Source organism: Streptomyces rectiviolaceus (assembly GCF_039533825.1).
GTDB lineage: Bacteria > Actinomycetota > Actinomycetes > Streptomycetales > Streptomycetaceae > Streptomyces > Streptomyces rectiviolaceus.
Genome location: NZ_BAAAUG010000020.1, coordinates 18106 through 30491, shown reverse-complemented (window position 1 = coordinate 30491; position 12386 = coordinate 18106). Strand labels below are relative to the sequence as shown.

General features: G+C 70.7%; 12 protein-coding genes. 6 read left to right on the top strand and 6 right to left on the bottom strand.

Annotation, left to right across the window (positions count from 1 at the left end; translation table 11 throughout):
• Positions 1–592: 592 nt before the first annotated feature.
• Entirely contained in the window at positions 593–1459 is an 867-nt protein-coding gene (locus ABD378_RS05315) for a hypothetical protein (protein ID WP_344519229.1), read from the bottom strand.
• A gap of 240 nt (positions 1460–1699) precedes the next feature.
• On the opposite strand from ABD378_RS05315, the gene purN reads away from it, so the two are divergent.
• The 3 genes from purN (at position 1700) to ABD378_RS05300 (ending at position 4426) form a co-directional block, all read left to right on the top strand.
• Entirely contained in the window at positions 1700–2329 is a 630-nt protein-coding gene (gene purN / locus ABD378_RS05310; protein ID WP_344519228.1) for a phosphoribosylglycinamide formyltransferase, read from the top strand.
• The gene (purH, locus tag ABD378_RS05305) at positions 2326–3894 is read left to right on the top strand and encodes a bifunctional phosphoribosylaminoimidazolecarboxamide formyltransferase/IMP cyclohydrolase (protein WP_344519227.1); all 1569 of its coding nucleotides are present in this window, start codon (positions 2326–2328) and stop codon (positions 3892–3894) included. The genes purN and purH overlap by 4 nt, the downstream gene beginning before the upstream one ends.
• 142 nt (positions 3895–4036) lie before the next feature.
• Entirely contained in the window at positions 4037–4426 is a 390-nt protein-coding gene (locus ABD378_RS05300; protein WP_344519226.1) for a hypothetical protein, read from the top strand.
• An 80-nt stretch (positions 4427–4506) separates the two neighbouring features.
• Here ABD378_RS05300 and ABD378_RS05295 read toward each other — a convergent pair whose 3' ends face one another.
• The 5 genes from ABD378_RS05295 to ABD378_RS05275 all read right to left on the bottom strand — a co-directional run bounded on the left by ABD378_RS05295 (position 4507) and on the right by ABD378_RS05275 (position 8787).
• The gene (locus tag ABD378_RS05295) at positions 4507–5274 is read right to left on the bottom strand and encodes an FHA domain-containing protein (protein ID WP_344519225.1); all 768 of its coding nucleotides are present in this window, start codon (positions 5272–5274) and stop codon (positions 4507–4509) included.
• Positions 5275–5475: 201 nt separating this feature from the next.
• Positions 5476–5775, bottom strand: a complete 300-nt coding sequence (locus ABD378_RS05290; protein ID WP_344519224.1) for a hypothetical protein — start codon at positions 5773–5775, stop codon at positions 5476–5478.
• 93 nt (positions 5776–5868) lie between these two features.
• Positions 5869–7248, bottom strand: a complete 1380-nt coding sequence (locus ABD378_RS05285) for a serine/threonine protein kinase (protein ID WP_344519222.1) — start codon at positions 7246–7248, stop codon at positions 5869–5871.
• A 13-nt stretch (positions 7249–7261) separates the two neighbouring features.
• Entirely contained in the window at positions 7262–8038 is a 777-nt protein-coding gene (locus ABD378_RS05280; RefSeq protein ID WP_344519221.1) for an FHA domain-containing protein, read from the bottom strand.
• 125 nt (positions 8039–8163) lie between these two features.
• On the bottom strand, positions 8164–8787 hold the full coding sequence (locus ABD378_RS05275; protein ID WP_344519220.1) for a hypothetical protein: 624 nt from the start codon (positions 8785–8787) through the stop codon (positions 8164–8166).
• Between the two features lie 266 nt (positions 8788–9053).
• Here ABD378_RS05275 and ABD378_RS05270 point away from each other — a divergent pair, with 266 nt between their 5' ends.
• The 3 genes from ABD378_RS05270 (at position 9054) to ABD378_RS05260 (ending at position 12174) form a co-directional block, all read left to right on the top strand.
• Positions 9054–9920 carry a bifunctional methylenetetrahydrofolate dehydrogenase/methenyltetrahydrofolate cyclohydrolase gene (locus tag ABD378_RS05270; RefSeq protein WP_344519219.1) on the top strand — a complete coding sequence of 289 codons (867 nt, stop codon included), beginning with the start codon at positions 9054–9056 and terminating at the stop codon, positions 9918–9920.
• A 20-nt stretch (positions 9921–9940) separates the two neighbouring features.
• Complete coding sequence (locus ABD378_RS05265; RefSeq protein ID WP_344519218.1) at positions 9941–10504, top strand: DUF3017 domain-containing protein; 564 nt, start codon at positions 9941–9943, stop codon at positions 10502–10504.
• A gap of 509 nt (positions 10505–11013) precedes the next feature.
• Complete coding sequence (locus ABD378_RS05260) at positions 11014–12174, top strand: XRE family transcriptional regulator (RefSeq protein WP_344519217.1); 1161 nt, start codon at positions 11014–11016, stop codon at positions 12172–12174.
• Positions 12175–12386: the final 212 nt, after the last annotated feature.

Genomic DNA, 12386 nt, shown 5'->3' with positions numbered 1-12386 from the left:
CAAGCCCGCCGCTTCGCGGCGGATGTCTCCCGCCCACCCACCCGAGCACCCCGCAGCTTTCCCGCACCGCCGACACCCAAGCCCGGCGCTTCGCGCCGGATCTTTCCCGCCCACCCACCCGATCACCCCGGGGCAATCGGGTGGGTGGGCGGGAGAAACCCGCCGCGAAGCGGCTCAGGTGCCGAAGGCGCAGACGCTGCGGGGCAATCGGGTGGGTGGGCGGGAAGAATCCGCCGCGAAGCGGCGATCAGATGAAGCCGACGCGAGGACACCAGATGAAGCCGTCCCTGGGGCGTCGGGCGAAGCCGTCCCGAGGTCGCAGGGTGAAACCGTCCCGGGGCCATCGGATGAAGCCGTCCCGGGGTCACCGGATGAAGCCGACGCGAGGGCACCCGATGTCGCCGCCCCGGGGCCATCTGATGAAGCCGTCCCGAGGGCACCGGATGTAGCCGACGCGAGGGCACCCGATGTCGCCGTCCCGAGGCCATCAGATGAAGCCGCCCCGGGGCCATCGGATGAAGCCGCCCCCGGGGCGCCGGGTGAAGCCGACGCGAGGGCAAGGACGCAAGGCCTGGGCGGCCCCCGGGCAGGGTTAGTCGCGTTCCTCCAGGAGGGGGCGCAGCTGCTTTGGCAGGAGATCCTTGCACTCCTGCTTCGACTGGCTCGTGAGCGCGTCGCTCACGCACGTGTAGTAGTCGCGGTACACCATCTGCGCCGCGAACGTCGCCGCCACCATCGCCAGCGCGAGCGACGCCGTCACCAGGCCGCTGACCGCCGCCGTGGTCTGCGGCTTCGTGCTCGCGGGCTCGGCGGACGGCTGCGGGGCCGGCGCCGTCGGGTCCGGCTGCTTCGGCTTCGCCCGCAGCGAGCTGATGCCCCAGTTCAGCGCGAGCGCACCCAGGAGCAGGGCGACGTACCGCCAGCCGAAGAGGGCGAAGAAGAAGGCCCACATGCCCGAGAGCAGTGCGTAGCGCGCGCGGCGCTGGGCCGGGTCGGTCGGGTCCCAGCGCATGCCGTTGCCGGATCCGGAGCCGGAGGGGCCGTCGGGGCCCTGTCCGCCGCCCTGTTGGCCGGGGCGCTCGCCGAAGCCGCCGCCCTGGGAGCGGCCGGGCTGCCGGTCGCTCCACTGGCTGCCCCAGGGGGAACTGCCCTGGCCGTCCGAGTCCGGGCTGTCGCCGCCGTTGCCGGGGCGGGGCCGCCACGGCTTGTCCGGGGTCCCCTCCGGCGGTGGCGCGAAGGGGTTGTCGTTGTTGTCGTGCTTCTTCCCGGAGCTGCCGGAGCTGCTGCCAGAGCTGCCGGAAGAGCCCGAAGAGCCCGAAGAGTCGGAGCTCCCGGAGTCCTGGGAGTCCTGCGGCGGGGACGACGGGCGGCCGTCGCGCAGCAGCGTCGAGCCGCGCTCCCCTGCGTGCGTCAATCCGAACGCGAAGGACAGCGGGAGGCGGAGGCTACGGTCCGGCATCAGGTGTGCGTCTTCCCCTTGGTCGAGCGAGCTACTGGCACGTGTTCGAGCGAGCTTCTGGACGGTGTGACGTCTAGGTGCAGACGCTACCTTCCGGCCGCGCCCCCGTCCCGTGAGGGGCCGCACCGTGTGCCGGTATCGTTGCTGACGGTCGGCCGCTTCGTAGAGTTCCCCGTATCGCGGGGTGCGAAGCCTTTGTACGACCCTACAAAGACGCACCTCCCGAGAAAGGGCCCCGCTGTGGCCAAGAGCCCTGTGGCCAAGCGCCTCGTCGTGCTGGTCTCCGGATCAGGCACGAATCTGCAGGCTCTGCTCGACAAGATCTCGACGGACGGGACGGCGGGCTACGGCGCCGAGATCGTCGCCGTCGGCGCCGACCGCGACGGCATCGAGGGGCTCGAACGCGCCGAGGGCGCGGGGATTCCCACCTTCGTCTGCCGGGTGAAGGACCACGCGACGCGCGACGAGTGGGACGCGGCGCTCGCCGATGCGACCGCCTCGTACAGCCCCGATCTGGTCGTGTCGGCCGGTTTCATGAAGATCGTGGGGAAGGAATTCCTCGCTCGGTTCGGCGGCCGGTTCGTCAATACGCACCCCGCCCTGCTGCCCAGCTTCCCCGGGGCCCACGGTGTGCGCGACGCGCTCGCGTACGGCGCGAAGGTCACGGGATGCACCGTCCACTTCGTCGACGACGGCGTCGACACCGGCCCGATCATCGCCCAGGGCGTGGTCCCGGTCGGGGATGAGGACGACGAGAGCGCTCTGCACGAGCGCATCAAGGAAGTCGAGCGAAGGCTGCTCGTCGATGTCGTGGGGCGTCTGGCCCGCAACGGCTACCGCATTGAGGGACGAAAGGTACTTATCCCGTGACCGCCGAAGGTACGCACGGTTCGCAGCGCCCGATCAAGCGCGCGCTCATCAGCGTCTATGACAAGACCGGGCTCGAGGAGCTCGCGCGCGGGCTGCACGAGGCCGGCGTCGAGCTCGTCTCGACCGGTTCGACCGCCGCGAAGATCGCCGCCACCGGGGTGCCCGTCACCAAGGTCGAGGAGCTGACAGGCTTCCCCGAGTGCCTGGACGGCCGGGTCAAGACGCTGCACCCGCGCGTGCACGCCGGGATCCTCGCCGACCTGCGCCTCGAGGACCACCAGCGCCAGCTCGCCGACCTCGGCATCGAGCCGTTCCAGCTGGTCGTCGTGAACCTCTACCCCTTCAAGGCGACCGTCGCGTCGGGCGCGACGCCCGACGAGTGCGTCGAGCAGATCGACATCGGCGGCCCCTCGATGGTCCGCGCCGCCGCCAAGAACCACCCCTCGGTGTCGGTCATCACGAGCCCTTCCCGGTACGCCGACGTGCTCGCCGCCGTCCGTGACGGCGGTTTCGACCTCACCGCGCGAAAGCGCCTGGCCGCCGAAGCATTCCGCCACACCGCCGAGTACGACCTCGCGGTCGCTTCGTGGTTCGCGGACGACTACGCGTCGGACGGCACGGACCACCCCGAGTTCATCGGCAGCGCGTACGCCCGCAAGAACGTCCTGCGCTACGGCGAGAACCCGCACCAGGGCGCCGCCCTCTACGTCGACGGCAATGGCGGCCTCGCCGAGGCCGAGCAGCTGCACGGCAAGGAGATGTCGTACAACAACTTCACCGACACGGACGCCGCGCGCCGTGCCGCGTACGACCACGACGACCCCTGTGTCGCGATCATCAAGCACGCCAACCCCTGCGGCATCGCGATCGGTTCGAACGTCGCCGAGGCGCACCGCAAGGCGCACGCCTGTGACCCGCTCTCCGCGTTCGGCGGCGTGATCGCCGTCAACCGCCCGGTCTCCAAGGAGATGGCCGAGCAGGTCGCCGACATCTTCACCGAGGTCATCGTCGCGCCCGAGTACGAGGACGGCGCCCTCGAAGTCCTCACCAAGAAGAAGAACATCCGCGTCCTGCGCGCCCACCAGGCCCCGTCCAACACGGTCGAGGTCAAGCAGATCGACGGCGGCGCGCTCCTCCAGGTCACCGACCGCCTCCAGGCCGACGGCGACAACCCCGCCAACTGGACGCTCGCCACGGGCGACGCCCTGAACGCGGGCGAGCTGGCCGAGTTGGCCTTCGCCTGGAAGGCGTCGCGCGCCGTGAAGTCCAACGCGATCCTGCTCGCCAAGGACGGCGCGTCGGTCGGCGTCGGCATGGGTCAGGTTAACCGAGTCGACTCCGCGAAGCTCGCCGTCGAGCGGGCGGGCGAGGAGCGCGCGCACGGCGCGTACGCCGCTTCGGACGCGTTCTTCCCGTTCCCCGACGGCCTGGAGATCCTGACCGCCGCGGGCGTCAAGGCCGTGGTGCAGCCGGGCGGTTCGGTCCGTGACGAGCTGGTCGTCGAGGCCGCCAAGAAGGCGGGCGTGACGATGTACTTCACGGGTACGCGGCACTTCTTCCACTGACGTCGACGCGGGCGCCGGTCCTGAACGGGCCGCGCCCGCCTGACAGTTGTGAGGTACCGACTCTCCTCGATTCCGCAGATGCTGGTGAAGCACCACACGGGGGGCGGGCTCGACCGCCCGAGATGCGGAACGAGGAGAGTTCATGAAGAAGGCACGTATGGCACTGGTCAGCGCGGCGGCCGTGGGCGCGACGGCGTTCGCGGGACCCGCGGCGTTCGCCGCGGACGGGGGCACCACCAGCGCGAAGGGCGACAGCTCGGCTGCCGCCTCGTGCAGCACCCAGCGACCCCTCTCGATCAGCGTGGGCAAGCTGTACTGGAAGGTCTGCACGAAGTACGCGTCGGGCAAGACCTACAAGAAGGTGTACGGGACCCTCAAGGACACCAGGCCGAACGGCAAGCCGGTCTACGCCAAGATCACGTTCAAGCCGAGCTACCACTCGCACACGTACAACACGTACAACACGAAGAGCTTCGACACCGGCTGGCACAAGGCCACCAGGACCAGCGCGAAGATCTGGGGCAGCCGCTGAGCCGGGAACGGCACTGAGCGGAACAGCGGGCCCCGCCCGGTCGGCAGACCGGGCGGGGCCCTCCGCTGTATGGCGCGATGTCAGTGGCCGGGCTTCGCGCGGAGCAGGGCGAGGTCCTCCTCCCGCACGAGGTCGAAGCGGAGCGCGAACATGGCAAGTGACTCCTTCTTGCCGTGGTGCCGGCTGCCCCTGTCGGCCGCCTCCGGGGCGGGCTTGAGGCGTAACTTCACCGCCAGATAGTCGATGTTCCACTGGAGTGTGGTGCGGCTGACGGCGGGCCAGACCGGTTGCAGCCGCGACAGGAGCTGCCGGCTGGTGGGCAGCGCCGCGTACGGATCGCCGCGCAGCCGGGGTTCGCACAGCGCGGCGAGCGCGAGGAAGTAGAGCTTGGAGCGGTCGAGCGGGAAGGCCGGGTCCGTGCGGTCCTGGTCCGGGTCCTCGCTCTCCTCTTCCGGGCGGTAGTTGTGGTGCGGGGCCCATACGTCGAAGCTGATCAGTTCCTCGGCGGCGGGCATGACGACCCGTGCGAACTCGAAGGGGACGGCCGCCTCGGTCCTCCCCGGCGCGACCTTGATGTGCTCGCCCGCGCCTTCCGGGTTCTCCACCACGTAGGTCTGGCGGCGGCTGAAGTTGCTCAGGGTCCAGTGGTCCCCGCTCGCGGCGATCATTCCCGCGCTGCGGGACACGCCCTCGTGCGGAATGCTGAACCAGCGGCCGACGGCGCGGGACGGGTGCCGGGAGGCGTGGTCCTGAACGGCGTGGTCGCGCCGTCCGAAGCCCAGGCACTCGCCGGGCGCGAGCCGGATCTGCTGACCCGGCGGTACGACGATGATGCTGAACGAGTTCATTCGATCCCCCGATGTGTGCGGCTCGGCACGGAGATGAGCCGCGGTTCGCTGCTGTTACGGGCGTCGCCCTTCTCTGTGGATTCTGGTCAGGCTAGGGAAGGGAGGGACCGCCCACCACGGTCCGGGTCATGCCCGGGACGACCTGAGCCATGGCCGTCACTGGAGCGGGACACTCCGCCCTCCGGTGCGCTCGACAGGGCCTCAACGGACCGGTGCACGCTCAGTGGCCGCCGCCGGTCCGCAGGCGGAGAGCGTGTTGGCGTAACGGGCGCGGGCCTCGCGTGACAGGCGGGCGGCGTACCCCGGATCGGCGTGGTCGTGGCCGTGCGCGGCCATGCAGAGCGCGACGTACAGGTCGGGCAGTTCGATGCCCGCTTCGTTGGGGCGCGCGCCGGCAGAACGTGTCGTATCCGTCGTCGGCGGCCCCGCGCATCCGGCCGCGGCGACGAACAGTAGGACGGCCGCCGCGGCCGTGCACGCCGGCGTGAGCGTGCGTTTCATCGGTGCTTCCCCCCATGCTGTGCCGCCCCCCTTGACGGCACGTGACCACCATGGCGGCGCGAACGGCGGGGCGGAACCTAGGAGTTCAGAGGGTCAGCAGTCCGGGACCCATTTGTGCGAGCGGGGGCGGTACGTGCCCGACAGGTTGCCCTGCTGGTTGACGGAGGTGCAGCCGACCGGCTCGTCGCGCTCGCGCTCGGGGTTGTCCCAGTCGTAGCGAAAGTCCTCCCCCAGCCAGTACGCGACGTTGTGGTCGGCCCGGGTGGCGTCACCATGGTTGAAGATGGACTTCACGGGTTCGGTCCGAGCCCAGGCGCAAGTGCCGGGCGCCTTGAGCCAGTTGCGGTCGTCGCTACCCCAGACGCACATCTCCCCGTTGCCGTTCTGCTCGCTGAAGAAGCAGACGGAGAGCTTCAGGCAGCGGTGATAGCCATAGGTGACGGGATCGTCCCGCAGCACTTCCACGAGCCCCACCGTGAGCGCCACCGCGGTCACCACCGCACCGGCCCCGATCACCACGGGCCGCCCCGGCCTCCGCACCCTGACCCACCGCGGCAGCCGCCGCACGGACGCGACCCCGGCCGCCTGCTCCACTCTCCGCAGCAGCGCCCCCACGTCGTGGGCCGCGCGCTCGGAATGCGTACGGGAGAGACAGTCGGCGACGATCTCCCGCCACTCCACCGGGAGTTCGGGGGAGAGCCGCAGTTCGTCGACGCCGCGGGCGTACCGCACCGCGGCGTCCCTGCGGACCGAGGCCGTGCCGCCGGACAGCGGAAAGGTGCCGGTGAGCACCTGGTGCGCGAGGACACCGAACGCCCAGATGTCCGCGGTCTGCCGGATCTGCTGCCCGCGTTCGCCGATCTCGGACCAGAGGAGTTCGGGCGGGGTGTAGTCGGGCGTGGAGAAGGCGGGCGTGTACGCGTGGGTGCCCTCCATCTCGGCGGCCATGCTGAAGTCGGCGAGGCGGGCCGAACCGTCCTTCATCAACAGGACGTTGGCGGGCTTGAGGTCACCGTGCACCCAGCCCGCCCGGTGCAACTGCCGCAGCCCGGCGCAGACCTCGGCGAGCAGCGCGGGCCCGTTCGCCGGCGGCAGCGGCCTCTCCAGGAGCCCGGCGAGCGAGCCCTCCGCCTTCTCCAGGACGAGGACGGTGGCGCCGTCGAGCGCGGGGTGCTCCGGGTCGTCGACGGTCAGCGTGTCGTACATCCGGATGAGGCGAGGGGAGCGCAGCCTGCGCAGCAGATCGACCTCGCGCTCGGCCAGTTCGCGCAGATGGTTCAGCTGTCGCGGGGTGCGGAGCCCGGTGGGCAGGAACTTCAGCGCGACCGTCCGCGGCAGCCCTTCGGCGGGCGCGACGCGGCGGGCCGCGTAGACACTCCCGAAGGCGCCGCTGGCCAGATGCCCACGCACGACCCAGGGCCCGACCCGATAGCCCTTCGGCACGTCGACGGCGTACGCGCCACCGGTGCTCATGGCCGCGTCGCACTCATCGGCCGACGCCGCCGCGGGGCGGGGCGAGGACGGCGAGATCGTCTTCGCGTACGAGGTCGAAACGGAGCGCGAGCGAGACCAGCGACTCCTTCTTGCCGTTGAGGCGTGGGCCCGAACCCGCCGTGTCCGGGCCGGGCTTGAGGCGGAGCTTGACCGCGAGGTAGTCGATGTTCCACTGCACGGCGGCGCGGTTCGCCGCCGGCCAGCCGGGCCTGAGGCGCTCCACGACCTGCTCGACGGTGGGCGGCGGGGCGTGCGGGGCGCCGCGCAGGCGCGGTTCGCACAGGGCGGCCAGGACGGCGAAGTACCGCTTGGCGCGGTCGACGGAGAAGGCGGGGCGGGTCGTGGCCCCGGCGAGCCCCGCGCGGTCCCGGGGGCACAGGTAGTCGTGGCGCGGCGCCCACACCTCCAGGTGCAGGAGCTCGCCCGCCGCGGGCAGCACGATCCGGGAGAACTCGAAGGGGACGGGGGCGTCCAGGCGGCCGGGGCCGACCTTGATGTGCTCGCCTGCGCCCTCGGGGTTCTCCACCACGTACGTCTGGTGGGCGCTGAGGTTGCTCAGGATCCAGAAGGCGCCGTGCGCGGTGATCTCGCCGGCCGCGCGCGAGACGCCATCGTGGGCGATGGCCAGGTCGTTGGCCTCGGAAGATCTGCCGAAGGTGAGTTTCTCGCCCGGGGCGAGGCGGAGTTGGGCCTCGCGCGCGGACCGCTCCGGCTTCTCGTTCTCCGCCCGCCCGGTGGCCCGTGGCGGCACGACGATGATGCTGTACAAGGCCTGTCCCCCCTCACGCCCGACGTGGTCAGGGTAGAGCGAGAAGCCACGGGCCGTGCCCCCCTCGACAGGGTGAGCACGGCCCGTGGACGTGAATCGCGTGTGGTGCGCGGTGGTTGCCCGTCTCAGTAGCGGGGGCGGTTGAACCACGCGGTGCCGCTCGGCACGACCGGGGCGATCGTGATGATGACGGCGAAGGTGACCCAGATCAGCGGGCCGATGATGGCCGTCGCGAGACCGGAGTCGAGGCCGACGAAGAGGCCGATCAGACCGACGATGCCGCCGAGCGCGCCATAGACGACCGTGGTGATCCGGACACCCTGACCGCCGCGGCTGAACTTCACGCCGAGCGTGATGGAGAGGGCCGCGAGCGCGGCCGCGATCAGGGCGCCGATGATGGCGATACCGGCGACCGCGTCACCTGCCTCGCCCATGCCGGTGAGGCCGAGGTCCTCACCGCTGTCACCGGCGTCGCTGGCGATCGCACCCACGTAGAGGTAAATGATCGCGAAGAGTATCTGCACCGCCGAGATCAGGAACAGGAAGACGCGCGCGGTGACCAGGAGGCCCGGCATCGACTGCTGCATCGCGTTGCCGCCCTGGTAGCCGGGGTAGGCCGGCTGCTGCGGGTAGCCGTAGCCCTGCTGCGGCGGGACGCCGGGAGGGGCCTGGGGGTAGCCGTACCCGGGAGCGGCCGGGGGCTGCTGGGGCGGCTGCCCGTAAGGGTTGTTCGGGTCGCCGTAACTCATGGCGGTCTTCCTCCGTCGGGTAATGCGGGGACGACGCGGCACATCACGGAGGAAAGTTCTACAGATGCGGTCCGTCCCCCCGACACTGCCCGCGGCACTGTGCCGCATATCGTTCTTTAGGCCAGGCTTATTTGTCCAGCCGCATTCCATAGGTGTTGTGCAAGTGCAACAGAGCTGGTCAGGTCTCGGGACACAGCTGGGACACAGCCGGCCCGCAGGGGCGACCTGATTGGTACCGGGCGGGTCTCATCCGGGAAGATGGAGTCATGACCGCCCAGATTCTCGATGGCAAGGCCACCGCAGCCGCGATCAAGTCCGAACTGACCGCCCGCGTGGCGGCCCTGAAGGAGAGGGGCTTCACGCCCGGCCTCGGGACTGTTCTGGTCGGTGACGACCCGGGCAGCCAGAAGTACGTCGCCGGGAAGCACCGCGACTGCGCGCAGGTCGGCATCGCCTCCATCCAGCGCGAACTGCCCGCCACGGCGACGCAGGACGAGATCGAGGCCGTCGTCCGCGAGCTCAACGAGGACCCCGCCTGCACCGGTTACATCGTGCAGCTCCCGCTGCCCAAGGGCATCGACGAGAACCGCGTCCTGGAACTCATGGACCCGGCCAAGGACGCCGACGGTCTGCACCCGATGAACCTCGGCCGCCTCGTCCTGAACGAGCCCGCGCCGCTGCCCTGCACGCCCTTCGGCATCATCACGCTGCTCCGTCAGTACGGCGTGGAGATCAACGGCGCCGAGGTCGTGGTCGTCGGCCGTGGTGTGACGATCGGCCGCTCCATGCCGCTCCTGCTCACCCGCCGCTCGGAGAACGCGACGGTGACGCAGTGCCACACCGGCACCCGCGACCTGTCCTTCCACCTGAAGAAGGCCGACATCATCGTGGCCGCCGCCGGTGTCCCGCACCTGATCAAGCCCGAGGACGTGAAGCCGGGTGCCGCGATCCTGGACGTCGGCGTCTCGCGCGACGAGTCCGGCAAGATCGTCGGCGATGTGCACCCGGGTGTCAGCGAGGTCGCCGGGTGGATCTCGCCGAACCCCGGCGGTGTCGGCCCGATGACGCGGGCCCAGCTGCTCGTCAACGTCGTCGAGGCCGCCGAGCGCGCCGCGTCCGCCGCCGCGAGCTGAACCGGGAAAGGGTGAGCCCTATGAGCGCCGAACCTGATCAAGGGCCATCGCCGGCCGACGCCACGAAGGCCGACGCCGCGAAGCGCGACGTCACGGACGCTGACGTCACGGAGGCTGTCGTCACGGACGCCGAGGCCGTCGAGGACACCGAGGCCAAGGGCGCCGTCAGCGCCCCCGGTCCCGACGGGCCGAAGAAGACCACGCGGCGCTTCCCGCTCCTGACCCGGGACACCGCGCGGCCCGAGGGCGGCGGCCGGGCCGCGCCCGGCGACGCCCCCGCGCCCGCCCGGCAGTGGCCGCTGCTCAGCGTGCTCTCGACGGTGGGGATCGGGCTGCTGCTCACGGCCTTCGACGTGTTCCGCGTCGGCACGATACTGATCGGCCTCGCGCTGATCGCGGGCGCCGTCATGCGGTGGGCGCTGCCCGGCGTCGGCATGCTTGCGGTGCGTTCGCGCTTCACGGACATGGTCACGTACGGCGCCCTCGGCCTCGCCATCGTGCTGCTCGCGATGATGGCGCAGCCGAATCCGTGGCTGGAGATCCCGTTCCTGGGCGACACGCTGCACCGGACGATCACCACCTGAGCGCTGCTCCGGACACCGTGACGCAAGAAGACGGCGCCCGTCCTCTCCCCCGTGGGAGGACGGGCGCCGCCAGTTTGTGGGGGGCCGTTCCAACGGGATCCAGCGTCATGCCCCCGCCAACCCCGTACAAGGGATGCCTTGCCCCTGTGGCACGGAGGTGACCATTCCGCAATGGTGTTCCCGGCCGGCAACAGGTGGTGCCGCCGAGCGCGCAAAAGGTGCAAGGCCTACATTCCGGATGGTTTTGGATGTCCTGGGCCGCTACCCGGGGTTCCGCATCGTGGACCGGGACAGCGGTGGGACACTGGACGTTGGACCGCACGGAGTGCGACGGTGCACGCCAGTGGCCCGAATGCTCCCGTGCGCCCCCGGTCCGGGAACTGACATCCTGACTTTCGGCATCCCTCTGGGTAGCCCATGGCGGGAGCAGCGGGGGCTGCCTCATGGGCAGAGCGGGGGGAACCACGCGCGGGGGCACGTTGGCACGTACGGGGGGAATAGGGGGAGTAATGCCTCGTTGGAAGGCACTACCGGATGAGCTCGATCCGGAGGTCAGGGAGTTCGCCAGCCAGTTGCGCCGGCTCGTCGACCGCAGTGGTCTGAGCATCGCCGCGGTGTCGGACCGCACCGGGTACAGCAAGACGTCGTGGGAGCGTTATCTGAACGGGCGGCTGCTCGCCCCGAAGGGTGCGATCGTCGCGCTCGCCGAGGTGACGGGCACCAATCCCGTTCACCTCATCACCATGTGGGAACTCGCCGAGCGCGCCTGGAGCCGCTCCGAGATGCGGCACGACATGACCATGCAGGCGATCCGGATCTCCCAGGCGCGGGCCGCGCTCGGAGAGATGGGGCCGAATCCACCCAAGAGCAAGGGGAGTTCCGGCGCGGCGCGCCACAACGGCGCGGCGGGCGCGGGGGCAGGCGCGGGTGCGGGTGTAGGTTCCGCCGACCGTCCCGGCCGCCGTGGCGGAAGCGTCACCGGAGTCGCGGGCCCCGCGGGCGTCTCGCCCACGGTGCCGCCTCAGGCACCTCAGACACCTCAGGCATCGCAGGCACATCAGTCACCGCAGGCACCGCAGTCACCGTCGTACGGACCTGGGAGCGGGGGCGACCTGGGCGTCGTCGCGGCGCCGCCCGGCCCGGTCGAGCCGAACCGCGGCGGGGACTCGCCCGACCGGCAGCGGCGTCGCAGGAAGCTGACCATGTTCCTCGCGGGCGTCGTCGGCGCGCTCGTCGTCATAGCCGCCGCCGTCTTCCTGACGGACTTCGGCAAGGACGACAAGGGCGACGAGAGTGCCAAGCCGCCGGCGTCGCCGAGCACGAGCGACAAGGATCTGCCCGCGGGCGTCGAGTGCAGCGGCAAGAACTGCACCGGCAAGGACCCGGAGACCATGGGCTGCGGCGGCGAGTTGGCCACCACGACGACGCGCGCGACGGTCGGCAAGGCCCTGGTCGAGGTCCGCTACAGCAAGACGTGCGGCGCGGCTTGGGCGAGGATCACGCAGGCGGCGCCGGGCGACAAGGTCACCATTTCCGGCCAGGGCGCCAAGCAGAACGGGACCGTGAACGCGGACTTGGACGCGTACACACCGATGGTGGCCGTCAAGGACGGTGCGTCGGCGGAGGCGTGCGCGACGCTCAAGGCCGGTCAGACGGGCTGCACGAAGTGATGGGCCGCGCGAAGTGACGGGCCGCGCGAAGTAGGTACGACCCCCGAAGCAGGTACGACCCGAAGTAGGTACGACCCCCGGGAGGTGGCGGCCACCACCTCAGGGGGGGGGAGCGTGGCGGCCGCCCGGGGGTGTGGCCACTCCCGTGGGGGTACTGCTGCATGTGCCCTCGCATGCCGAAGACATGCCTGTCGATTTCGCGGGAATTTCGT

What these genes read in the sequence shown, in the direction of transcription:
- ABD378_RS05315 (WP_344519229.1), bottom strand. Translation starts at nt 1,459, where the DNA reads ATGCCGGACCGTAGCCTCCGCCTCCCGCTGTCCTTCGCGTTCGGATTG.
- ABD378_RS05260 (WP_344519217.1), top strand. Translation starts at nt 11,014, where the DNA reads ATGCCTCGTTGGAAGGCACTACCGGATGAGCTCGATCCGGAGGTCAGG.
- ABD378_RS05295 (WP_344519225.1), bottom strand. Translation starts at nt 5,274, where the DNA reads ATGAACTCGTTCAGCATCATCGTCGTACCGCCGGGTCAGCAGATCCGG.
- ABD378_RS05270 (WP_344519219.1), top strand. Translation starts at nt 9,054, where the DNA reads ATGACCGCCCAGATTCTCGATGGCAAGGCCACCGCAGCCGCGATCAAG.
- ABD378_RS05265 (WP_344519218.1), top strand. Translation starts at nt 9,941, where the DNA reads ATGAGCGCCGAACCTGATCAAGGGCCATCGCCGGCCGACGCCACGAAG.
- ABD378_RS05290 (WP_344519224.1), bottom strand. Translation starts at nt 5,775, where the DNA reads ATGAAACGCACGCTCACGCCGGCGTGCACGGCCGCGGCGGCCGTCCTA.
- ABD378_RS05275 (WP_344519220.1), bottom strand. Translation starts at nt 8,787, where the DNA reads ATGAGTTACGGCGACCCGAACAACCCTTACGGGCAGCCGCCCCAGCAG.
- ABD378_RS05285 (WP_344519222.1), bottom strand. Translation starts at nt 7,248, where the DNA reads ATGAGCACCGGTGGCGCGTACGCCGTCGACGTGCCGAAGGGCTATCGG.
- ABD378_RS05300 (WP_344519226.1), top strand. Translation starts at nt 4,037, where the DNA reads ATGAAGAAGGCACGTATGGCACTGGTCAGCGCGGCGGCCGTGGGCGCG.